Here is a 23,415-nt window from a genome sequence, read left to right as displayed (position 1 = left end):
ATTCGTCCTGGGGCGTGTCGTTCAAGATCGCGTTGCACCTGCTGTTCCTGTGCATCGGCATCGCATGGGCGTGTGCCGAATTCGTCGCATGGTTGCGGTGAATGGCGTGCTCGTGCCTATTGAAACTTTTCGATCATAGTTTTTAACAACGAAAATTCTTCCGTTTTTCAGCGAAAAGACCATCAAGTTTTTCCGGATCGGACCGTATTACCGGTAGCGAATGCCGGCCGGCATCCGGTCCGTGATCGTTTGTCATCATTGTTTGCATCCGGTTACACGTCGGCCGTTCCGTTTTTGAGATGCTTGAAAGATTGTCAAACCGGAGTCGGATCGTCCATGAAAACGCGCGAGATTCACCGCAAGGCGGCGTGGCTGTCGGGCCTGGCCGCCGTGCTCGTCATGGCCGGTTGTGCAAGTAACCCGTCCGTTCCGCCGAGCGACACGCTGGCGGGGCAGCCTTCCGATTCGAGCCCGCCTGCCGCGCCGTCGGCCGCCACGATGCCGCCTGCGCCGATTCTCGTCGCGCAAAAGTACGTCGTGAAACGCGGCGACACGCTGACGGGCATCGCATCCGCGAACGGTTGCAGCGTGGCCGACTTGCGCACATGGAACAAGCTGACCGCCAACGGCAGGCTGCGCATGGGGCAGGTGCTGCGCATCGTCAGGCAGCAGCCGCTGCCGCCCGCGCGCGCGGCGGACACGCAGGCCGTGGCGGGCAATGGCGCGGTGGGTAACCAGGCCACCGCGCAGGCCAATTCGCAAGCCGCCGCGTCCACCGCGAGCGATCGCGAGGTCGTCAAGGAAACCAGGCGTCATGCGGGCCGCGTCGCGCTCAAGTGGCCCGCAACGGGCAAGATCGTCGACGGGTTCCGGCCCGGGCAGAACCGCGGCATCCAGATCGCCGGCCGGCCGGGCGACCCGGTTCGCGCCGCAGCCGACGGCCGCGTGATGTATGCGGGCACCGGCCTGAACGATTACGGCAGCCTGATCATCGTCCAGCACAACGCCGATTTCCTGACTGCCTATGCGCACAACCGCAAGTTGCTCGTGAAGACGGGCGACATCGTGCATCAGGGCGATGCGATCGCCGAGATGGGCGATCTCGACAATTCGCGCGTCGCGCTGCTGTTCGAGGTGCGACGCGACGGCAAGCCGGTGAATCCGATGCCGTATCTGCCTTCGTTGCAAGGGTGAAGCGCGGCCGTTTCGCTGGAACGCGACGGCGGTCGCTGCTACGCTAGGGTCTGTTCATTCGAATCCCGCCTTCGCGCGGGGCCGACGGGCGTCTTTCGGGGATGCGCGGCGAATGCCGTCGCGGGCCGGCCGTCGGCGTGAGCGGTCGCGCGTCGCCGAGGCGCGGCCGCGTTGCTTCGAGCCACCGTTTCCGACAGAACAGATCGCATTCATGGAATACTCTCCGACACGCCGCTCGCTGTTGCTCGCCGCCGTTGCCGCGCCGTTCGTTGCCGCATGCACGTCCGCGCCGGTCGCCGACCAGGGGCGCGCCCACACCGCACAAGCCGAACTCGCCGCGCTCGAAAAAGCATCGAACGGGCGGCTCGGCGTCGCCGCGCTCGATACGTCGAACGGCGTGCGCATCGCGCACCATGCGCGCGAGCGCTTCCCGCTGTGCGGCACGTATGCGGTCATGGCGGCCGCCGCGATGCTCGCGCGCGGTTCGCTCGACGCATCGCTGCTGCCGCGCCGCATCCTGTACCGCCGCTATGAAATCGTGTCCGGCTCGCCGATTACGGAAAGCCACGTCGACACCGGCATGACGATCGCGCAGCTGTGCGCGGCGATGCTGCAGTCGGGCGACAAGGGCGCGGGCAACCTGCTGATGGGCGTGCTCGGCGGCCCGCAGGCCGTCACGGCGTTCGCGCGCGAAAGCGGCGACACCACCTTCCGCCTCGATCACTGGGAACCCGAACTGAACAAGGCGACGCCCGGCGACGAGCGCGACACGTCGACGCCGGTCGCGATGGTCGACACGCTGCAGCGGTTGCTGCTCGGCGACGCGCTGCGCGAGCCGCAGCGCGCGCAACTGACGGAATGGATGGTCGGCGGCGCACGCGGGGCGACCGGCATCGCGGCGGGCGTGCCGCCCGGCTGGCGCGTTGCCGACAAGGCCGGCACCGGCGGCTTCGGTACGACGACGGACATCGCGGTGCTGTGGCCGCCGTCGCGCGCACCGATCGTGATGGCCGTGTCGTTCACGCAGCCGGAGGCCGCCGCCGCCGCGCGCGCGGATGTCGTCGCAGCGGCGGCGCGCATCGCGTCAGGCGCGCTGACCGCGACGGCCTGAGCATCCAGCATCTCGCGCAAAGCCGGCGTTTGGCTTATCGTGTCGAACAGCGCGCGCCGGCATCGGCGCGCGGCCCTTCCGCGCCGTTTTCCTCGCCGTTTCCTGTTTTCCGTTCGCCATGCGCCGACTTCCGCCCCTGCACGCGCTGCAGATCTTCTCGACGGTGGCCCGCCACCGCAGCTTCACGCGTGCGGCCGAACAGCTGTGTCTCACTCAGGGCGCCGTGAGCCGGCAGATCCAGACGCTCGAGGCGCATTACGGTTTTCCGCTGTTCAAGCGGCATGCGAAGGGCCTCACGCTGACGGCCGAGGGCGAGCAGTTGTTGCCGGTGGTCGACGAGAGCTTCGCGCGCATCGAGGACATCTCGATGAAGCTCACGCGGCAGCGCACCGATCTCGCGCTGAAGGTGCCGACCTGCGTGATCCGCTGGATGCTGCCGCGCATCATGCGCTTCCAGGGCGAGCATCCCGATCTCCACGTGCAGATTACGACCGCGTGGCAGCACGTCGTCGATTTTTCGAGCGAGCCGTTCGACGCGGCAATCGTCTACGGGACGTCGCCGGGCCCGGGCGTCGTCGCACTGCCGCTGTTCGACGAACGGCTGACGCCCGTCTGCGCACCCGAATTGCGACAAACCGCGCCGCTCGATGCGACCGGCGATCTTGCGCGCCATACGCTGCTGCATCCCACGCGCGACCATCGCGACTGGCGTGCATGGCTCGATCATGCGGGCGAGCGCCGTGTGGATCCCGCGCGCGGGCCGACGTTCGACACGCTCGATCTCGCGACGAACGCGGCGATGCAGGGGTTCGGCGTCGCGATCGGCGACGTGACGCTCGTCGATGAGGACGTCAGCGCGCGCCGGCTCGAACGGCCGTTCGACGTCGTGCTCGAGACCGGCGCGCGTTACTACTTCGTCTATCCGGAGAGCCTCGGCAGCCAGCAGAAGATCCGCGCGTTCAGCGACTGGATCGCCTGCCATCGCGACTGACCGGCGATCGCACGCGCCCGACCGCGGCGCGAAACCGCACCATGCCGCACCGGCGCCGGGCGTTACTGATACGTGACGACGGCGATCATCGGCGCCTGATCGTTGCCCGGACGGTTCGGTAAAACGATTGCGCGAGAGGCCTGGGTAAAGGTCGTGGTCTTCACGGCCCGCATGCTCGCCGCGTCGACGAACGCGATCTGCCCGGTCGCGGGGCGCGGGCAGTCGGCGCGCACGTGCGCGGGCGCGGTGCCGGTGGCGTCGAGCGCGAACGAGCACGGCGGCTCGACGATCATGCCGGTGAAGTAGATGATGCCGGACGTGCCGGCGGCAAATGAAGAGGACGTGGCCAGAAGCGAGGCAGCCAGGGCGAACGAGGCGGCGAACAGGCGATGCTTCATGACAGGCTCCAGAGAGGAAGCGCGTCGCAGCGAGGCCGCTCGAATGGCAGTCCGTCAACGCTGCGGTGCTGAATGCGTAAACGGCAACTTCATCGAACCTCTTGAATGAAAATCCGGAAATAGCGGGAATACGCAAACGACGGCGTATTCCTTCAATCAATTTATCTCAAATTTGTGCGGGCGCAAGGCAGGGTATGGCCGGAGGCGGAAGCTGGTAGAAGACCGTCGCCCGATGCCGATCTCGAACGCAAATCGCGGTGGAGTCGGCCAATCGACGCGCTCGCGAATTTGCGGGAACCAGGGGAAACGGTCGCTCAATCGAGCGGCCGTCCGATATCGATCTCGAGCCCGGCGTCTGCCTGTTGCTTCACGTATCTCGCAATGGCGTTTTTCGCGGGTAGCGAGGGCTGTCGTCGGGCAGGCGGCGACCGGGATCAGCGAGCGTTCGCGATCGGGGCGTGTGCGCCCCGCCCGCGAACGCCGGCCCGGCCGACGCACCGGACATCATTGATAGTCGAGCAGCACCTGGGCTGCGGCGCGCACCGAACCGCCCTTGACGGTTGCGTCGGTCTGGATGTACGACGCGCGCAGCGGAATCGACGGCGAACCGCCCGTGTTCTTGTTGTAGCCGGTCACGGGGATCGATTGCTGGAACGGCAACGGATTTCCGGTCGTGCCGTCGGCGATCTGGACGCCGACGCCGGCGGCGGTCGATCCCGGGCGCAGTTGCAGTGTGCCGGGGCTACCGCTGACGGCACCATCCAGAGGCGAAAGCTGATAGCCGATCCGGTTGTAGCCGGGCGGGCAGTTGTTCAGGCGCAGCTGGAAATCGACCGTGCCGGTGGTCGAGCCGACGCCGTTGAACGCGCTTTGCTGAACCGGCGGCAGCGTGACGGTCTGGTCGGGTACCGAGCAGGTGCCGTTGATGAAGCTGACTTTCGTGGCCAGGTAGACGAACGTTTCGTCACCCAGGAGGCCGGATTTGTAGCTGAGCTGATAGTAGCTGTTGATTGCGCCCGGACTCAATGCTCCGCTTTCGGGGGCACGGCCGTCGCGGAACAGTTGAATTTCGACTGCGTTGCGCACTGTCGTCCTGAGGGACGAGGTGACCGGCGTGCCGTCGACGAGCATGCGGGTCGACAAGCCGGAGACGTTCGTCAGCAGATCCGGGCCTTTGGCGAACGACCAGATCGAGCCCTTCTCGGAGAGGACGACGCCCGTGATCGTGCACGAGTCCTTTCCGCAAAATTCCTCGGGCGAGTAATACTGGCGCGCCACGATCGTGCCCGATACGGCGTTCGACGGAATCGAGATGGACGCTTGTCCGAATGCGTACAACGAGCGCGCGACCGCCGGCTCAGGTGAGAACCATGCAGCCGATGCCAATAGAATCGCAGCGGGCAAGAACGCCGATCGATCGCGTCGAGTCGGTACGTCCGATCGAGAAATGTTACGCATGCTCCCTCCTTATTCGCCGCCGGCGAGTGTCGGCACGGCTGCGCACACGCCGTCGATCGATTGAAGCCCCGACGACTTCCGTTGATGTTTGCTCACGGTCGGCAGCTCGTACGTGATCCGGCACGCCGAGCCGTCGTCCGTGCCCCATTGCACGGTCAACTCGCCTTCATGCTTGAGCCCGCGCGCGAAGATCCTGCTGGCCTGGCCGACGACGCCGATCTCCTTGCCCGTCTCGTCGTACACGGCCGCGCCGAACGGCAGCGGCGCGCCGTCCGCCTGGCGCGCGTGGACGAGCGCGGCGCGGCCGTTGTCGGTCGCGAAGCGGATCAGCGGCACCGCGCCCGCGCGCGGCGCGATCTGCCGGCTCGTTTCCTTCAGATCGACATCCATCGAGATGCCCTTCGGATCGATTGCGACCGTGTTGAGGCTGTACGGCGTCAGATACGGGACGATCGCGTAGCCGCTGCCGTCGACCCGCGCACCCGACGCGTTGGTGATGCGCGCACCGGCCGCGCCCGGCGCTTCGACGATCGCGAACGTCTCGGACACCGGCTGCGAGAACGTGATGCCGCCGCCGTGCGCGACGATCGCGCCGCGCATGCCGAGCGAGCCTTGCTGGTAATCCGCGCTTGCGCCGGCGCTGGCGCTGAACTCGGCGACTCGCGAACGATAGGCGACGTTGCCGCTGCCGTCCGTCGTCGACATGCCCGAGCCGGACGCGTGGTTCGCGCTGACGCTGTACGACAACGCGTTGTCCACGCCGGTCGAACCGGACAGCGTCGACTGCATGCGCGTGCGACCGCGCGTGTCGTACGACAGATTGCCGGTGAGCGTCGTCGGCCGAGCGCGACCGAGCGGAATCGTGACGCTCGCGTAATACAGCGTGCTCATGTCGCCGCCGATATTGCGCTGGCGGGTGGCCGACAGGTTGTACGACATGTTCCGGAAGCTGTTGGTGTAGCCGACCGTGTAATTGACGTCCGAGCCCGAACGGTTCCAGTAGTCGGCCGCCGACGCGGTCAGGTCGACGCGTCCGCCTTTCTCGCCCAGGCGCTGCGTGAGCGTGAGCGACGCGCGGTGGCGCTGACGCCACACCGATGCGCTCGACGACAGGCCGTTTCGCGCGGCGTCGCGCGCCCGCATCGCATCGTTGAGCCCGAAATAGCCGTCCGTCGAATAGCGATACGCGGCGAGCGCGATGTCGGTGCCGGTTTGCGCGACCGATTTCGCATAGCTGACGCGCATGCTCGAGCCGTTGAAGCGCCTGGCGCCGGGAATCGACGTCGTCGCATGCGTGACGTCCATGCCGATCGCGCCGAACGACGTGTTCAGCGCGCCGCCGATCATGAACGCCGCATAGCCGCCCGCAAGCGTGACGCCGCCGTACCCGGTCAGCAGATTGGTCAGCCCGCGCTGGTAGGTGGCCTGCGTGAACAAAGGCTGGCCGCCGCCCGTGCTGCGCAGCGCGCCCGCGACGAAGCTGTAGCGGCTGATGCCGGGCCGCAGCGACAGCGGCACGGCCGCGTAAGGCACCGAGAACGTGTGCACGGTACCGTCGGCCTCGTTCACCGACACATCGAGATCGCCGCCGTAACCGGTCGGGTACAGATCGTCGATCTCGAAATTGCCGGGCGCGACCGTCGTCTCGTAGAGCAGCACGCCGTTCTGGCGGATCGTCACCTTCGCATTGCTGTTCGCGACGCCGCGCACGACGGGCGCGTAGCCGCGCAGCGAATCGGGCAGCATCCGGTCGTCCGTCGACACGCGCACGCCGCGGAACCGGGTCGAATCGAACAGTTCGCCCGACGTGTAGCTTTCGCCGATCACGAGCTGCGACGACAGCGCCGTCAGGTCGCGCTGAAGATAGGTGGCGATGTCCTGATATTGGCGTTCGCCGCTCGACGACCACGAGTACGAGCCTTCGTGGCGCAGATGCCAGTCGCCGACGTTCACGCCGCCGCTCAGGCCGAGGTAGCCTTGCGTGCGGGCCGCCTCGCCGCTGCTTTTCGACGTGTAGACGTTGAGGTTGTAGCCGAGCAAGCCGACCGGCACGCCGGATGTCCATTGATCGGGGCTCACATAGCCGCGCGCGCGCCGCACGAGCGCCGCCTGCGGAATGCCGAGCGTGAGCGTCTGCCGCGTGAAGTCGAAGGTCGCGCCCGCATCCGCCACGATGTCGCCGATCCGATGACAGGCTTCGCTCGCGTCGAGCCGCGCGACGGCGTCGGGCGCAAGCCGGGTCAGGTCGACGCCGGCGCGTTCCAGCAGCGCACGGTCGAAACAGGGCTGCGCGTCCGCCGTGTCGGCCACGGCTGCGAAACGCACGTCGTGCCGGCCGATCCAGTCGTTGCCCACGCGGATGTCGACGCCGTACACGCCCGGGGCCGTGATATTGCGCTGCTCGAAGCGCGTGATGTCGAAGTTCTTGCCGACGCGATTGGCAAGAAAGGCGTCGTCGAACTCGACCCGCTCAGGCTGCGAAGTCGCGGCTTGAGCGGACGCTGCCGGTTGGGCGCGACCGTCGCCGACCCACGTGGCGACGCAGCCCGTCACCAACAGCGGGATCAGTTTCATGCGCGGCAGCCGTGCCGTGCCGATTCTCAAAGGTCGATTCGAAGACATTCGCAATTCCTGGCGTTCATCGGGTCGAAGCCGTGCCGTTTTCTCCATGTCGCGCCATGGCGCGATCGACGGTCGGCGCGCGCGGCCAGCGGCGTCTTGCGTCGGCCGACGGGGCAACCGGAGGGAAGGAAACGGAAGGGGGACGCTATCGGTCGGCGGTGCGGCCGTCCGGGGCCGACGGCGTTACGGTGCGACGGACACCGGAAGTTCGATGTCGGTCGACGCGCCCCAGTCGTTGATGGCGGCGAATCCGACCGCAGCGCCGGCGGCGGGGGCCGCGACGAGATCCTTGATCGGGAAGCGCTGGGTGGCGCCCGGCAGCACATAGCCCGAGCCGGCGTCGTATTGGCGTCCTGCGGATTTCAGCATCACGCTGCCGAGATTGACGACGTAAGACGTCGGGTTCGTTGCCTGCAGCACATAGCGGCCGCCGTCGGTGCGGGTCACGCGCCAGTCGAGCCGTGCCGGAGCGGCATTCGCATCGCCCTTCAGGCTCGCCGGGCGGTACATGATCTTGATGCGCGAGCGGAACGCAAGCTGCACCCGGTTCGGATTGTCGCCGGCCGTTGCCTTCGGCGGCACTTCGAGCACGTTCAGCCAGAACAGCGATTCCTTGTCGGCCGGCAGCGGCTGGTCGGTATGCATCACGCGCAGCGTCTGCCCGGTGCCTGGCTCCATCCTGAACATCGACGGCGTCAGCGCGAACGGCACGTCGATCTGTTCCGGCAGCGCGTTGCGATCGCCGTCGTCGATCCACGCCTGGACCAGCGCAGGCCGCTTGCCGTCGTTCGTGAGCTGGATCGTCACTTCGCGCTCGCTGGACGGAAAGACGACGCGCGTGCCGGCGATGACCACGCTGGCTTCGGCCTGGGTCGCGAGTGCTGCGGCAGCGACGGTCAGGGTGCGGAGGAGTTTCAACGGTTTCATGAGCATGCTTCGTCGTATCGTTGGGACCATGCGGCCCGTGCAACGCAATCGTTGCGCGGGCAGCAACCGAATGGCTCGGCGATAGCCGCGTAGGCGACCGCCGTTCGCCGCCCGTTATTGGTAGATCAACGAATACTCGACGCGCGAATTCACGTCGCCGGCCTTCACGGCGCCCGATGCGTAGTACTCCGTGAAATAGTCCAGTTTCGCCTTGCCGTCTGCACCGATGTCGACCGCCTGCGGCGGATTCGACGAGGAAGCCGAACCGATCATGATCTGCTTCTGCTGCGCATCCAGCACGTTGAGCTGAATGCCTTGTGCCTTGTCTTCGCCCTGGTCGAGCGTCAGGCGACCGGTGGACTGATCGACGTTCGCACCGGGTTCGAACACGACACCGACCTTCACCGGATTGCCTTCGCCGACGGTGCAGCCGCTCAGCGACAACGAAAACGGCGTGCGGCCGGCGACGGCCCCTGTCGCGGCGAGCGCATTGGTGCTGACGGGGGGAAGGTGAACGGTGAAGTTACCGCTGGATTCGCCGTCGATCTTGCACGTCGACGCGATGACCTTGCCGTCGAACGAAATGGTGCCGTCGGACGCGTGGGCCATGGTCGAGACCGTCGCGCCCGCCGCGATCAGGACGAAGGGCAGCGCACGTGCAATTTTTTTGATTTCCATCTTCAAATCTCCACAGGAATTTACGTTGAAAATCGCAGATTTGTGATTTAAAAAACCACAATCGCGTTTCGGAATGAAGTTTGAAGATCTATGAAATCGTTGTTAATGAGACGATTACGATGTCTATTTTGAAATTGGTAGGACGAGTACGAGAAAATGTTAAATAGGGTTGGGCGCGGCCGAAGCCGAGTGCCCTGAACTTGCTTTCCGATGGACCGGAACGGCTCCGGAAAGGCGGGGGCGGGCCGCGCGGGAAGGGAGAGCCAGGGCGTGCCCGTAACGGCTGTCGGCGATGAGGATCGTGCCGCGGCCCGCCGTGTTGCGTGATTCACGTGTTTGCCGTTGGCACGACGGACATGCGACCTCGGAAGCCGCACGTGATTCGCGTTCGACGCGAGGCAATATCCCGCCATTCGATCGCGGCGCAGTGCGCGCGCCTGCGCAAACGGGCGCCTGGGCGCGCGATCGGAACGCGCCAAGCAAAACGGCCGCTCGTGTGCGAGCGGCCGTTTTGCTTGGGGTGCCCGCTCTGGCGAGCGGCGCGTTAGGCGATCAGCCGGCGCGCTTGCGGATCGCACCCACGATCACGAGCAGCACGATCGCACCGATGATCGACGCGATCCAGCCCGCGCCCTGGCCCGGCGCATACCACCCGGCCGCGCGGCCGACGTAGCCGGCGACCAGCGAGCCGACGACGCCGAGCACGATGGTCATCAGGATGCCCATCTTGTCGTCGCCCGGCTTGAACGCGCGGGCGAGGAGGCCGACGATGAGCCCGACGACCAGGGTTTCGATGAATTGCAGCATGAACGCCTCCCTATTGCGATTGAGCTGTTGACGAAAGGAAGTTGACCCCTGCAGTGCGCAAGGGGTTCCACGCGGCGGCAAGCCGGCACGTGGCGTGCGCAGTATCGCATGTGTTCGCGTCCGGCGGATGTCACGTGGCGGACGCGTCGGCCACCGGATCGAGGCGGCGGTAGCCTTCGGTCGCCTGCAGCAGCGTGCGCGTGTAGTCGCGTGCGACCTGTCCGGCGCGCACGTCCTCGATGCGCAGCTGTTCGACGATCTCGCCGTGCCGCATCACCGCGACGCGCTGGCACAGGAAGCCGATCACCGCGAGATTGTGACTGACGAGGATCATCGTCAGGTTGCGCTCGCGATGCAGGCGGCGCAGCAGGTTCAGAATCTCGGCCTGCACCGACACGTCGAGCGCCGACGTCGGCTCGTCGAGCAGCAGCACGCGCGGCTCGACGATCAGCGCGCGCGCGATCGCCACGCGCTGGCGCTGGCCACCCGACAATTGGTGCGGGTAGCGGAAGCGGAACGCCGGGCCGAGCCCGACCTCGGACAGCGCGCGGGCGATCCGCGCGTCGGCGTCGCCGATCGCATGGATCGACAGCGGCTCGCGCAGCGTCTGGTCGACGGTGAAGCGCGGATGCAGCGACGCGTACGGATCCTGAAACACCATCTGCACGTGGCGGCGGAACGCACGATCGGGCGTGCCGCCCACCGGGCGGCCGTCGATCGACAGGCTGCCGGACGCGAGCGGCGCGAGGCCCGTCAGCGCACGCAGCAGCGTCGACTTGCCGGAACCCGATTCGCCGACGAGCCCGAACACTTCGCCGTCGCGTACCGCGAAGCTCGCGTCGCGCACGGCGTCGACGTGACCCGTGCGGGTCGGGAAACGGATCGATGCGTGATCGACGTCGATCATCGTGGGGCCTCCTGTCGATCGGCGCGTACGGCGGCCGGCGGCGCGGGGTCGAGCCATGCCGGGTCGCGCCGCAGCACCGGCAGTTCGGCGGGCGGGTTCGCGAGCGGCGGATGCGCCGCGAGCAGCCCGCGCGTATAGGGATGAGACGCATCGCGCAGGTCGCGCGCGGCGCAGGTTTCGACCACGCGCCCCGCATACATCACCGCGACGCGGTCGCAGAACGACATCACGAGCGGCAGGTCGTGGCTGATGAACATCAGGCCGGTGCCGTGTCGCGCGATCATCGCATCGAGCACCGCGAGTACTTGCATCGACACCGCAACGTCGAGCGCGGAGGTCGGCTCGTCGGCGATCAACAGGCGCGGGCCGGTCGACACCATCATCGCGATCATCACGCGCTGGCCCATGCCGCCCGACAGCTCGTGCGGATACGCATCGGCGACGCGTGCCGGGTCGCGGATCTGCACGGCCGCGAGCGCATCGACGATCCGCTCGCGCAGCGCGCGGCCGCGCAAGCCCGGCTCGTGCAGCCGGAACGCTTCGCCCATCTGCTTCGCGACGGTCATCACCGGGTTCAGCGAATATTTCGGGTCCTGCAGGATCATGCCCATCTGGCTGCCGCACAGCCGCCTGCGTTCGCGCGGCGACATCGCGAGCAGGTCGTGGCCCGCGAAGCGCATCGTGTGCGCGGACCAGCGCGCGGCGTCGGGCAGCAGGCCGAGCAGCGCGCGGCCCGTCAGCGACTTGCCGGAGCCCGATTCGCCGACGATGCCGAGCCGTTCGCCGGGTGCGAGCGTCAGCGACAGGTCGCGCACGGCGTCGGTGACGCTGCCGTCGTGCCCGCGGAAACCGATCTTCAGCCCGTCGATCTCGCAGAGCGGCGCCGGCGCGGCGGTGGAATTCATCGGCATGTCACGCTCCATGGCGGGGATCGAAGACGTCGCGCAGCCCGTCGCCGAGCAGGTTGAACGCGAGGCTCACGAGCAGGATCGCGATGCCGGGCAGCGTCGCGACCCACCACGCGTCGAGCAGCACGTTGCGGCCCGACGCGACCATGAAACCCCATTCGGGGCTCGGCGGCTGCGCGCCGAGGCCGAGAAAGCCGAGGCCCGCGACGGTCAGGATGATGCCGGCCATGTCGAGCGTCGCGCGCACGATCACCGACGACATGCACAGCGGCATGATGTAGCGCAGCAGGATGCGCGGGCCCGACGCGCCTTGCAGCCGCGCCGCATGGATGTAGTCGGCCTGCGCGATGCGGATCGTCTCCGCGCGCGCGAGCCGTGCATACGCGGGCCATGCGGTGATCGAGATCGCGACGACCGCGTTGATCACGCCGGGGCCGAGCGCGGCCGCGAATGCGAGCGCGAGCACGATCTTCGGGAACGCGAGCGCGATGTCGGTGATGCGCATCAGCACGCTGTCGACGAAGCCGCTGCAATAGCCGGCCGTCGTGCCTATCAGCAGACCGATCGGCACGACGATCACGACGACGAGCAGCGCGATGCCGAGCGTCAGGCGCGACCCCGCGATCAGCCGCGAAAGGATGTCGCGGCCGAGCTGGTCGGTGCCGAACCAGTGCGACGGCGAGCCGGGCGGCAGCAGCCGGTCGGCCAGCACCTGGCGCAGCGGATCGTGCGGCATGATCAGCGGGCCGACGATCGCGACCGCGATCAGCGCGACCAGGATCGCGAGCCCGAACAGGTTGAGCGGATTGACCGCGAAGCGGCGCCAGCGGCGGTACGCGAGGCCGAACGCGGCCTGCGAGCGCGACGCGGGCGCATCGGAAAGAAGCCACGCGCGCAGCGTGAGACGCTCGGCATTCATGATCGGGCGGCCTCCGGGGTGGACGGGGAAAGAAGCGGGGCGGAAGCGGTCATGTCGGAGCGGCCCTCAGCGCGCACGCGGATCGAACACGCGGTACAGCGCGTCGGTCAGCAGGTTGACGGTGATGAACATCGCGCCGATCACGAGCGTCGCGCCGAGCACCGCGTTCATGTCGGCGTTCAGCAGCGCGCCGGTCAGGTACGAGCCGAGCCCCGGCCACGCGAACACGATTTCGGTCAGCACCGAGCCTTCGAGCAGGTTGCTGTACGTGAGCGCGATCACGGTGAGCAGCGGCACCGCGATGTTGCCGAACGCGTGCCGCCAGATCACGCGCCGCTCGGACAGGCCCTTCGCGCGCGCGGTGACGATGTATTCCTGGCTCAGCTGGTCGAGCATGAACGAGCGCGTCATGCGGCTCAGATACGCGACCGAGTAGTAGCCGAGGATCGCGGCCGGCAGCGCGATGTGCGACACCGCGTTGCGCAATACGTCCCACTCGCCCGCGAGCGCCGCATCGAGCAGCAGGCTGCCGGTGCGCGGGTCGACCATCCCGTCGTACACGGGATCGAGCCGGCCGGGGCCGCCGACCCAGTGCAGCCGCGCATAGAACAGCAGCAGCCCCATCAGCCCGAGCCAGAATACCGGCACCGAATTTCCGATCAGCCCGACGAAGCGCGCGATGTGATCGATCGGCCGGTTGTGCTTCACGGCGGCCGCGACGCCGAGCGGCACGCCGATCGCGATGCCGATCAACGTCGCGATCGTCGCCAGTTCGAGCGTGGCCGGGAACACGCGCCGGATGTCGTCGAGCACCGGGTTCGCGGTCAGCAGCGACACGCCGAGGTTGCCGTGCAGCACGTCGCGCGCATAGATCAGGAATTGCGTGACGAGCGGCTTGTCGAGCCCGAGCGCGATGCGCTCGGCCGCATAGGCGTCGGCCGATGCGCGATCGCCGAGAATCGCGAGCACGGGATCGATCGGCACCTTGCGGCCGATCACGAACGTCAGCGCGAGCAGCCCCGCGAACGTGACGGCGAGCGTGAGCGCCCAGCGCAGCACGCGCAGTGCCCAGCGTACGGCCGGGCGCCGCGCGGGCAGCGTGCGCAGGGCTTCGAGGGAGGAGGCGGGAGTCGACATGCGGCGAATCTTATTGCTTCTTCAGGTTGCGGTACGACACGAGATCGTTGATCGGCCCGACTTCGAGCCCGCTCACGCCGGGCCGCGTCGCGACCTGCGCGACTTTCTCGAACATGATCACGAACGGCGAGCGCGCGAGCACTTCCTTCTGCATCGCCTGATACCGTTGCGCGCGTTTCGCGGCGGCCGGCTCGGCGAGCGCGGCGTCGGTTTCCCTCGTCAGTTGCGGGATGTCCCAGCTGTTGCGCCAGGCCAGCATTTTATAGCTCGACTTGTCGGAGTTGTCCGGATTCCACGCAAAACCTTGCGCGTTGCTGTGCGGGTCGATGTAGTCCGCCGACCATTCGCCGATGTAGATGTCGTGCTGGCGCGCGCGGTATTTCGCGAGCGTCTGCTTGTTGTCGCCGGGGATCAGCTGAACCTTGATGCCCGCCTGCGCGAAGTTCGCCTGCACGGCCTGTGCGATCTCCGTGTACGGATAATCGTTGCGCACGTCCATCGTCACCGAGAAGCCGCCGGGCACGCCGGCCTTCGCGAGCAGCGCCTTCGCCTTCGCGACGTCGAGCTTGTACGGGTTCGTGTTCAGCGTGCCGAGGAAGCCTTCGGGCAAGAAGGTCTGGTGCACCTTGTAGGTCGTCTTCACGACGTTGCTCTGGATGCCCGCATAGTCGACGAGCCATTTCAGCGCTTCCTGCACGTCGGGTTTCGCGAGCGTCGGGTTCTTCGTGTTCAGGCCGAGATACAGCAGCGTCGCCTGCGGCGATGCCGCCACCTTCGCCTTGCCGGACTTCGCCACCGACGCGAGATCGTCGGGGCTCAGGTCGCGCGCCGCGTCGACGTCGCCGTTTTCCAGCAGCAGGCGCTGGCTTGCGGCTTCGGGCACGTGGCGCAGCACGATGCGCTTCATCGCGAGCGGCAGCCGGTAGCCGTCGAAGCGTTGCAGCACGAGGCTGTCGCCGGCCGTCCACTTGACCAGCCTGTATGCGCCGGAGCCGGCTTCGTTGGTCTTCAGCCACGCGTTGCCGAAGTCGTTGCCCTGCTGGTGCGACAGCAGCAGCTTCTTGTCGAGCACCGACGCGGGCCACGAGCCGAGCACGTTCAGCACGAAGGTCGGCGCGTACTTGCGGTCGGTCGTGATCGACACCGTCGCGTCGTCGAGCTTCTTCACGTTCGCTGCGACGTTCGCCTTCGTGAGGCCGATGCCGGTCAGCACGGCGGCCGGCCCCTTGTCGAGCAGCACCGCGCGCTGGATCGACCACGCGACGTCGTCGGCCGTCAGCGGGTTGCCCGAGTGGAACTTGAGGCCGGTGCGCAGCTTGAACGTGTAGGTCAGGCCGTCGGGGCTGACCGTCCACGACTGCGCGACGTCGCCGTTGAATTTCGACGGATCGCGCAGGTCGACGCGCACGAGCCGGTCGTACGTGTTCGCGACGTATTCCTCCGGCACCAGCTCGTAGATCTCGCCGGGGTCGAGCGTCGTGAATTCGTCGAGCAGCGTGGCCATCACGAACAAGTCCTTCGGCGTTTCCGCATGGGCGGCGCAAAGCGGAACGGCGGCGAATACGGACGCGGCGGCCAGCGCCGCGACGAGCCGGGATGTCGGGAATTTCATGTGCGCTCCATCGGTCGTTGAAGTCGTTGAACGTGAACGGAAAAGGGGGGGCGTGCTTCGTCGTTACATCAGGCGCCACGGGCCGCTCGCCGCGTTGTCGATCTGCGGCAACGCTCGAGAGCCGGGCAGTTCGTAGTGCCACCATTCGCTGTCGATGTGCGCGAAGCCGGCCGCGTGCATCACGCCGAGCAGCAGCAGGCGGTTGCGTTGCACTTGCTCGGGCAGCCCCGCGTGAAAGTGGCCCGACGCGGCGACCATCTCGTCGAAGCCGGTGCCCATGTCGAGCGGCGCGCCGTTCGCGCCGACGAGCGTCAGGTCGAGCGCGGTGCCGCGGCTGTGATTCGAGCCGCGGCCGAGATCGGCGACGAAGTTCGGATCGGGCAGGAAATCCCACAGCACCTGCTGCGCCTGCGGCGGCCGGTAGGCGTCGTAGATGCGCAGCGTGAAGCCTGCCTGCGCGGCGACGTCGACCGCGCGGCGCAATGCGGCTTCGGCCGGCTCGAGCAGCAGACAGTGCGCGTTGCGGTAGATCGGCTTGCCGGTCAGGTTGCGCTCGGTCGCATAGACGAGATCGATATCGACGCGATGCGTGGCGGGCGTGATTTCGACGAGGCGGTGATCGTTCATCGGCAGGGTGGGCTCGCTCATGATTCGAATTGATCGAACGTGCGCTGCAGTTCGCGGTTGCGCGCGACGCGCCGGTCGATCGCGGGGCCGAGGCGGTCGACCACCGCCGTGATCAGCAGGTTGAACAGGCAGGTGAGCGGCGCGAGCGAATCCCAGAACTGGCCGACGTCGGTCTTCACCTGCAGCAGGTCGGCCGGCCATTCGCGCGCCCACGGGCACGACAGATCGGTGACCAGCGCGAACGGCTGGCCGAGCTCGGCGGCCGCCTCGCAATAGCGGCGCGCGCTGCGCGAATACGCGCGCGTATCGGTGACGACGCAGTACGGCCGCTCGAATTCGGAGTTCAGCGAATCGACGTACGAGCCCGACTGGCCGTCGGAATAGAACACGCGCGGGCGCAGGTATTCGAGGTAGCTGCTGAATGCGTTGCTGATGCCGCGCGTCGACTGGATGCCGAGGATGAATACGGCGTCGGCCTGCGCGATGCGGTCGGCGACCTGCGCGAACACCGGGCCTTCGGCCAGGCGGTACACGTGGCGGATCGCGTCGAGCTCGCGCTCGAGCGACGACGCGAGCGGGCCGTCACTCCCGTTGCCGCGGTTGCGTTCGGCCGGTTGCGTGCCCGCGATGCGGCGGTATTCGTCGAGCCGGTCGGTGATCATCCACGGACGATCGCCGCCGCCGCGCAGTTCGCGCTTCAGGTCGTCGAGATTGCGGTAGCCGACGCTGCGCAGGAAGCGCCCGACCGAGATGCCGCTGGTGCCGGCCTGCTGCGCGATCTGGTCGGCCGTCTCGAGCCCGAGCCGGTCGAGGTTCGCGAGCATGTAGCTCGCGATGCGCTTGGCCGTCGGGGTCAGCTCGGCATAGCGGGATTCGACGGTACGGGCGAACGCGCAAGTCATTGGATGTTAGATCGTTGTCGTTGGTTGAACGAATGTCATCCATCTAACAAAGCCAAAATCATTCGCGCCAGCGGATAAAAACTATGGTGTGAGGATGGGCGATAGGGGCTGTTCAAGAGCGGATGGCAGCATGCAAGGGCGTCCTTTTTATGTTTGTCATGCATATTTTGCATTTATGCGTGTGAGGAATAATTTGCGTTTATGCCTATTGGGAATATACTGCGCTTATTGCCTACAGGAATACGCGCCGTGAATCTCATCGTCAATACGCCCGCGCAACTGGGCGAAATCCTGTCTTCCGCGCGTCAGGCCAACGGCCTGACGCAAGCCGAAGCGGCAGTGCGAATCGGCGTGGGCCAGTCGCGGCTGTCGCTGCTCGAAACCACGCGTACCGAAAGCCTGTCGCTCAGGCAATTGCTCGAGCTGACCGCGCTGTACGGTCTCGAACTCATCATTCGCACCAAGGACGGGCGCGACGCAGCCGCCGCCGAGTGGTAAGCGATGGGACGCAAATCGCATACTCGCGCGCTGTCGATCTGGACGAACGGCCAGAGGGTCGGCACATGGCGGATTCCCGTGCGCGGCGGCATGGAACTGCTGTACGACGCCGGCTGGAAGCAGTCGGCTGTCGGCCGCCCGTTGTCGTTGTCGCTGCCGTTCGGTGTCGGCGATGCCCCGTTGCGCGGCGAACGCGTCAATCATTACTTCGACAACCTGCTTCCGGACAGCGACGCCATTCGGCGCCGATTGGCCGCCCGGTTCGGCACGGCGACGACCGAGCCGTTCGATCTGCTTGCCGCGCTCGGTCGCGATTGCGTCGGGGCGGTGCAATTGCTCGGCGAAGACGATGCGCCGACTGGCCTGGATCGCATCGACGGCACGCCGCTGTCGGACGAGGACGTCGCACGCGTGCTCGATCAGGCGAGCGGTGTGGCGACGGGGGCCGAAGACGACGACGATTTCCGGCTGTCGCTGGCCGGTGCGCAGGAAAAGACCGCACTGCTGTTTCACGACGGGCGCTGGATGCGCCCGCACGGCGCCACGCCGACGACGCATATTCTCAAGTTGCCGCTCGGGCTGGTCGGCAACAAGCGGGCCGATCTCACGGCCTCCGTCGAGAACGAGTGGCTGTGTCTCGCGATCCTGCGAGCATTCGGTCTGCCGGCGGCGGGTGCGGAAATCGTGCGTTTCGGCGCGCACAAGGTACTGTCGGTCGAACGGTTCGATCGGGTGTTGCATCGCGACGGCGGATGGCTGTTGCGCTTGCCGCAGGAAGATTTCTGCCAGGCGCTCGGCGTGCCGCCTCACCTGAAGTACGAGTCGCAGGGCGGCCCCGGCGTGCCCGATCTGGCCGGCCTTCTGCGCCGTTCGGAGACGGCGCGGGAGGATCTCGACACACTGTTCGCCGCCCTGATCGTGTTCTGGATGCTCGCCGCCCCGGACGGGCATGCGAAGAACTTCAGCCTGCGCCTGCTGCCGGGCGGCCGTTTCCGCCTCACGCCGCTCTATGACGTGATGTCGATCTGGCCGGTCGAAGGCGATGGCGCGAACCAGTGGTCGTGGCACAAGGCGAAGCTCGCGATGGCCGTGCACGGCAAGCGCAAGCACTATGCGATGCGCGATATCACGCGACGGCACTTTACCGCGATGGCCGAATATTGCCTGCTCGGCGACATCGCGACGCCGATCGTCGAACGGCTCATCGCCGCGACGCCGCAGGTGATCGAGTCGGTCGGTGCCGCACTGCCTCCCGGTTTCCCGGCCAGGGTCGCGGAGCGCATTCTGGGCGGATTGCGGTTCGCCGCGCAGCGGCTCGCCGACATGCCGCGGGAGTAAACCGCGGCCCGACGCGGCCCGGCTAGCCGGTGGTCGACGGACCGGCGTTCGCTTGTTTCCCGTTTTTCACGATCGGTTCTTCGAATCGACTGCATCGCATCGGCGATCGCACGTGGCGCCTCGATCGCTTCCCGTCGCCATGCGTGACGTCACGACCTGCCGCGGTCGTATTTCCGCATTCATCGCACCCGACCGATTCGCCGACAACCGTCGCCGCCCGGTCCCTCCGCACCGCAATAATTACAAAATTAAAGTCGATCAGATTAAATCATTGATTCAGGTTAATAATTCATTTAAGTTTTTCTGTGATTTGGATTTAACTTGCGTCACGGGATGTTTGATTTTCGATAATCCGAAAACGGCAAGTATTCCGTAACCGGAATTCTCTCAATCGCAAGAATGAAGAGGAAATCATGACGAATCTTTCTCGACGCAGGATGCTGGCAGGTACGGCCGGCGCCATTGCCGCCGCGGGCATCGCGGTATCGGCCAAGGCCGCCTCGTTCGGCAATCCGGACAGTCCGCCGGAAGGCGCGGTGAATGCGCGCAATCGCCAGAGCCTGACCGACCCGGGGCCTAAAAATCCGGCCATCGCCAATCAATTTCCGTCTTTTCAGGATCCGCCGGCTACCGATATCAACGGGATGCCGTTATTCTGGGCGTCTTTCAATAATGCCCATAAACGCATTCAAAATGGCGGCTGGGCGCGCGAAGTGACGCAGGACGATTTCGCGATTTCCGAAACCATTTCCGGCGTCAACATGCGGCTGACGCGCGGCGGCATTCGCGAGATGCACTGGCACCAGCAGGCCGAGTGGGCCATCATGCTCGACGGCCGCTGCCGGATCACGGTGCTCGACGAACTCGGCCGGCCGTCGGTGCAGGACGTCAAGACCGGCGATCTCTGGTATTTCCCGCCCGGCCTGCCGCATTCGCTGCAGGGCGTCGGCCGCGACGGCGCCGAGTTCCTGCTCGCATTCGATAACGGCCGCGCATCGGAATTCAACACGCTGTTGCTGACCGACTGGATCGCGCATACGCCGCCCGACGTGCTCGCGCTCAACTTCGGCGTGCCGGCCGATGCGTTCAGGAACGTGCCGCTCGACAACCTGTGGATCTTCCAGGGCGACGAGCCGGGCCCGCTCGCGGACGCGCAGCGCGCGTCGGCCGCATCGGCCGGTGTGCCGCCGCATCCGTTCGTCTTTTCGCTCGGCGACATGAAGCCGGTCAGGAAGACGCGCGGCGGCGAGGTGCGGATCGCGGACAGCACCAACTTCAACGTGTCGACGACCGTCGCGGCGGCGCTCGTCACCGTGCATCCGGGCGGCATGCGCGAGCTGCACTGGCACCCGAACGCCGACGAATGGCAGTACTACCTGCAAGGCGAGGCGCGGATGACGGTGTTCGACACGGGGCCGAAGGCGCAGACGGCCGACTTCCGCGCGGGCGACGTCGGCTATGTGAAGAAGAGCCTCGGTCACTACGTGCAGAACACCGGCCAGACCGACCTCGTGTTCCTCGAAATCTTCAAGACCGACCGCTATGCGGAGGTGTCGTTGTCCGACTGGCTCGCGCATACGCCGCCGAAGCTCGTCGAAGCGCACCTGAACGTCGCACCGGACGTGATCGCGCAGTTTCCGCGCAATCGTCCCGACGTCGTGCCGCTGTAACGCCGCCATCGTCCTGCCATGGCCGGCACGCGGCACGCCGGCCACGGCACGTGCGCCCGAATCGGTCTTTCTCATTCGAACGGAAATTCCACCATGCTTCCCGTCCCGAGCAAACCTGCCGGCGGCTTCGCGCTGCCGGGCCGCACCACCGAGCACACCGACGGCGCGGCGCGCGCCGCGCTGGAAGGGCGCCGCACCGGCGTCGCCGCGCTGCTGCCGTTCGTCGGCCCGGCCGTGATCGCATCGATCGGCTACATGGACCCCGGCAACTTCGCGACCAACATTCAGGCCGGCGCCGCGTATGGCTACCGGCTGCTGTGGGTCGTGCTGGCCGCGAACGCGATCGCGATGCTGTTCCAGGCGATGTCGGCGAAGCTCGGCATCGTGACCGGCCGCAATCTCGCCGAACTGTGCCGCGACCGGTTTCCCGCGCCGGTCGTGTGGGGCATGTGGATCGCATCCGAGATCGCCGCGATGGCGACCGACCTCGCCGAATTCCTCGGCGGCGCGCTCGCGTTCGGGCTGTTGTGCCATTTGTCGCTGTTCGCGGGGATGATCGCGACCGCGTTCGCGACCTGCGCGATCCTCGCGCTCGAAAAGCGCGGCTTCCGGCCGCTCGAAGCGGCGATCGCAGCGCTGGTCGGCGTGATCGGCGCGTGCTATCTCGGCGAGTTGCTGATCGCGCCGCAGGACTGGCGTGCGGCCGCGTTCCATCTGGTGGTCCCGCAGATTCCGGATCATGCGGCGCTGACGATCGCAGTCGGGATCATCGGCGCGACGATCATGCCGCACACGCTGTATCTGCATTCGGGCCTCACGCAGGATCGCACCGCGCCGCGCGACGACGCGCAGCGGCGGCGGCTCGTGCGTTTCTCGAACCGCGAAGTCGTGATCGCGCTCGGGCTCGCCGGATTCGTGAATCTCGCGATGGTGATGATGGCGTCGTCGGCGTTCCACGTGACCGCGCCGGGCATGACCGACATCGGCGACGCCTATCACACGCTGGTCCCGGTGCTCGGGCCGGCGGCCGGCGCGCTGTTTCTCGTCGCGCTGCTGACCTCGGGCGTGTCGAGCTCGGTGGTCGGCACGATGGCCGGGCAGGTCGTGATGCAGGGCTTCATCCACCGCCGCACGTCGGTCTGGGTGCGGCGAGCGGTGACGATCGCGCCCGCGTTCGCGGTGGTCGCGCTCGGCTGCGACGTGACGCGGGCGATGGTGGCGAGCCAGGTCGTGCTGAGCTTCGTGCTGCCGATGCCGATGATCGCGCTGCTGATGCTGTCGGCGCGCAAGGACGTGATGGGCGCTTACGCGATGCGGATGCCGCTGCGGATCGTCGCCGGCGCGGCAACGGTCGTGATCGTCGGGCTGAATGCTTACCTGGTATGGGCGGCGTTCAATTGAACGCGTGCGGGCGCGCGCTTACTGTTGCATGTCCGGCGCTTCCCGTAGCCGCCAGATCGCGTTGCACTGCTGGCCGCCGAGGCTCGTCGCGCGCAGCGTGACGACGGCGCCGGCTGCTATCCGGTACCAGAAATGCGCCATCAGTTCGGTGCCTTTGCGCTGCGCGTGGCCGTCGACCAGCACTTCGCACAGCAGCGGCGACGGCGAGCCGGACGGGTGCGTGACGTAGACGTTCAGCCGTGCGATGTCGCGGGTCGCGGCGAACACGATTTCGTGGTTCCCGCTGCCGACGAGCATCGTGCCGCCCGGTTCGTCGATCGCCTGCAGGTAGGCGCCCGCGCTCGTCTCGATCGCCGCGGACGCGACGCTCAGCCCGGCCGACTGCACGTAATCCGCCGCCGCGATGCGTGCGGCGAGCGCATCGGACGGGGCCGGCGTGCCGTCCGACAGCGCGAACGGCCTGCCGTCGCGCAGCGCGGCGTCGGTGTGGTTCGCGTAGTAGCGCCACCGGTCGAGGAAGCGGATGTCGCCGGTCATGTGCAGCGCACGGATCGGCTCGCCGTGATACCGGAGCGTGGTCTTGCCGCTGCCCGCATCGAACGATTCGTGAATGCCGTACTTGCTGACGAAGTTCTGGACCGGGTCGAGCAGCGCCGTTTCGCCTTGCGCGCTCCACAGATGCAGGAACGTCGTATCGATGCCGAAGCATTCCTGGAAATCGGTGCCGACGCGGGCGATGCAGTCGCGCAGGTGGCCGGCATAGCGCGCCCATGCGGCGGCGGTTCCGGCGACGAGCCCGGCCTGCAGCGCACCGCCGTGGCGCGCATTGACTTCGTCGACGACGAGGCGCCAGTGGTGGTCGCGCCGCTCGCCGATCAGCGGCGTGACGACGAACGTGCAGAACAGCGGGTCGGGGCACACGTGGATGCGGTCGTCGCCGATCCGCGAGAACAGGTCGAACTGCGGCGCGCAGAACCAGATGTCCGCGTCGTACAGCGCGAGCTTGCGGATCTGCGGATGGCGTGCGCAGTACTCGGCAGCCTCGATGAAGCGGCCGACCGGCAGCGCGTAGGCGCTCGACGCGTCGATCACGTCGACCGACTGGTTCGCGAGAATCTGCCGCTTGCGCTCGGACAGCCCGTAGCCGATCACCGCGATCCGCCCGTCGTAGCCGGCGTGCCGCAGCGACAGCAGGAACGGCACGAGCATTTCGTACCACGCGCGGTTGTTGTCGTTGATCGCCACGCACACTGTGTGCTCGTTCGAATGCATGCTCTCGTCCCGTTACGTGTGCCCGGCGCGGTATCCGC

At 66.9% G+C, this 23,415-nt stretch carries 21 protein-coding genes; 7 read left to right on the top strand and 14 right to left on the bottom strand.

The genetic code is table 11. From position 1 onward, the window contains the following. The first annotated feature begins 336 nt into the window (after window positions 1–336). From WT97_RS10725 to WT97_RS10715, 3 genes are all read left to right on the top strand, one after another. Window positions 337–1,194, top strand: a complete 858-nt coding sequence (locus WT97_RS10725; protein WP_060353400.1) for a peptidoglycan DD-metalloendopeptidase family protein — start codon at window positions 337–339, stop codon at window positions 1,192–1,194. Window positions 1,195–1,405: 211 nt separating this feature from the next. Continuing rightward, window positions 1,406–2,305: a class A beta-lactamase gene (bla, locus tag WT97_RS10720; RefSeq protein ID WP_059500301.1), complete on the top strand. Its 900-nt coding sequence runs from the start codon at window positions 1,406–1,408 to the stop codon at window positions 2,303–2,305. A 118-nt stretch (window positions 2,306–2,423) separates the two neighbouring features. Then, a complete protein-coding gene (locus tag WT97_RS10715; RefSeq protein WP_059500302.1) occupies window positions 2,424–3,296 on the top strand; it encodes a LysR substrate-binding domain-containing protein in 873 nt (290 codons plus the stop codon). Window positions 3,297–3,358: 62 nt separating this feature from the next. Here WT97_RS10715 and WT97_RS10710 read toward each other — a convergent pair whose 3' ends face one another. The 13 genes from WT97_RS10710 to sapR all read right to left on the bottom strand — a co-directional run bounded on the left by WT97_RS10710 (window position 3,359) and on the right by sapR (window position 17,198). After that, entirely contained in the window at window positions 3,359–3,694 is a 336-nt protein-coding gene (locus tag WT97_RS10710) for a hypothetical protein (protein WP_059500303.1), read from the bottom strand. A gap of 504 nt (window positions 3,695–4,198) precedes the next feature. Then, window positions 4,199–5,098, bottom strand: a complete 900-nt coding sequence (locus WT97_RS10705) for a fimbrial protein (protein WP_257128477.1) — start codon at window positions 5,096–5,098, stop codon at window positions 4,199–4,201. Between the two features lie 63 nt (window positions 5,099–5,161). After that, window positions 5,162–7,774 (bottom strand): fimbria/pilus outer membrane usher protein, encoded by a 2,613-nt coding sequence (locus WT97_RS10700; RefSeq protein WP_060353398.1) that lies wholly within the window; start codon window positions 7,772–7,774, stop codon window positions 5,162–5,164. A 183-nt stretch (window positions 7,775–7,957) separates the two neighbouring features. Further along, window positions 7,958–8,701 (bottom strand): molecular chaperone, encoded by a 744-nt coding sequence (locus WT97_RS10695; RefSeq protein ID WP_060353469.1) that lies wholly within the window; start codon window positions 8,699–8,701, stop codon window positions 7,958–7,960. Between the two features lie 114 nt (window positions 8,702–8,815). Then, a complete protein-coding gene (locus WT97_RS10690; protein WP_082742103.1) occupies window positions 8,816–9,379 on the bottom strand; it encodes a fimbrial protein in 564 nt (187 codons plus the stop codon). 552 nt (window positions 9,380–9,931) lie between these two features. Next, window positions 9,932–10,186 carry a GlsB/YeaQ/YmgE family stress response membrane protein gene (locus tag WT97_RS10685; protein WP_059500306.1) on the bottom strand — a complete coding sequence of 85 codons (255 nt, stop codon included), beginning with the start codon at window positions 10,184–10,186 and terminating at the stop codon, window positions 9,932–9,934. 130 nt (window positions 10,187–10,316) lie between these two features. Beyond that, window positions 10,317–11,093, bottom strand: coding sequence for an ABC transporter ATP-binding protein (locus tag WT97_RS10680; protein WP_059500307.1), 777 nt, complete (start codon window positions 11,091–11,093; stop codon window positions 10,317–10,319). Continuing rightward, on the bottom strand, window positions 11,090–12,004 hold the full coding sequence (locus tag WT97_RS10675) for an ABC transporter ATP-binding protein (protein ID WP_060353397.1): 915 nt from the start codon (window positions 12,002–12,004) through the stop codon (window positions 11,090–11,092). The genes WT97_RS10680 and WT97_RS10675 overlap by 4 nt, the downstream gene beginning before the upstream one ends. 1 nt (window position 12,005) lies before the next feature. Continuing rightward, window positions 12,006–12,920, bottom strand: coding sequence for a nickel transporter permease (nikC, locus tag WT97_RS10670; protein WP_059500309.1), 915 nt, complete (start codon window positions 12,918–12,920; stop codon window positions 12,006–12,008). Window positions 12,921–12,986: 66 nt separating this feature from the next. After that, entirely contained in the window at window positions 12,987–14,057 is a 1,071-nt protein-coding gene (locus tag WT97_RS10665; RefSeq protein ID WP_034204661.1) for an ABC transporter permease, read from the bottom strand. A 10-nt stretch (window positions 14,058–14,067) separates the two neighbouring features. Next, window positions 14,068–15,669: an ABC transporter substrate-binding protein gene (locus WT97_RS10660; protein ID WP_059789603.1), complete on the bottom strand. Its 1,602-nt coding sequence runs from the start codon at window positions 15,667–15,669 to the stop codon at window positions 14,068–14,070. 63 nt (window positions 15,670–15,732) lie between these two features. Further along, the gene (gene ddpX, locus WT97_RS10655) at window positions 15,733–16,296 is read right to left on the bottom strand and encodes a D-alanyl-D-alanine dipeptidase (protein WP_059500371.1); all 564 of its coding nucleotides are present in this window, start codon (window positions 16,294–16,296) and stop codon (window positions 15,733–15,735) included. Window positions 16,297–16,313: 17 nt separating this feature from the next. Further along, the gene (gene sapR, locus WT97_RS10650) at window positions 16,314–17,198 is read right to left on the bottom strand and encodes a sap1 transcriptional regulator SapR (RefSeq protein ID WP_059500311.1); all 885 of its coding nucleotides are present in this window, start codon (window positions 17,196–17,198) and stop codon (window positions 16,314–16,316) included. 249 nt (window positions 17,199–17,447) lie between these two features. Between sapR and WT97_RS10645 the strand changes: the two genes are divergently transcribed. The 4 genes from WT97_RS10645 (at window position 17,448) to WT97_RS10630 (ending at window position 22,105) form a co-directional block, all read left to right on the top strand. Further along, window positions 17,448–17,696 carry a helix-turn-helix transcriptional regulator gene (locus WT97_RS10645; RefSeq protein ID WP_059500312.1) on the top strand — a complete coding sequence of 83 codons (249 nt, stop codon included), beginning with the start codon at window positions 17,448–17,450 and terminating at the stop codon, window positions 17,694–17,696. Between the two features lie 3 nt (window positions 17,697–17,699). After that, window positions 17,700–19,034, top strand: a complete 1,335-nt coding sequence (locus WT97_RS10640) for a type II toxin-antitoxin system HipA family toxin (RefSeq protein ID WP_059789602.1) — start codon at window positions 17,700–17,702, stop codon at window positions 19,032–19,034. Window positions 19,035–19,447: 413 nt separating this feature from the next. After that, on the top strand, window positions 19,448–20,704 hold the full coding sequence (locus tag WT97_RS10635; protein ID WP_059789601.1) for an oxalate decarboxylase family bicupin: 1,257 nt from the start codon (window positions 19,448–19,450) through the stop codon (window positions 20,702–20,704). Window positions 20,705–20,797: 93 nt separating this feature from the next. Further along, the gene (locus WT97_RS10630; protein WP_060353396.1) at window positions 20,798–22,105 is read left to right on the top strand and encodes an Nramp family divalent metal transporter; all 1,308 of its coding nucleotides are present in this window, start codon (window positions 20,798–20,800) and stop codon (window positions 22,103–22,105) included. An 18-nt stretch (window positions 22,106–22,123) separates the two neighbouring features. Here the strand turns inward: WT97_RS10630 and WT97_RS10625 are convergent, their stop codons facing one another. Then, entirely contained in the window at window positions 22,124–23,377 is a 1,254-nt protein-coding gene (locus WT97_RS10625) for a hypothetical protein (protein ID WP_060353395.1), read from the bottom strand. Between the last annotated feature and the right edge of the window lie 38 nt (window positions 23,378–23,415).

Source organism: Burkholderia sp. MSMB1459WGS, from assembly GCF_001534535.1.
Classification (GTDB): domain Bacteria; phylum Pseudomonadota; class Gammaproteobacteria; order Burkholderiales; family Burkholderiaceae; genus Burkholderia.
This window is presented reverse-complemented; position numbering and strand designations above follow the sequence as displayed.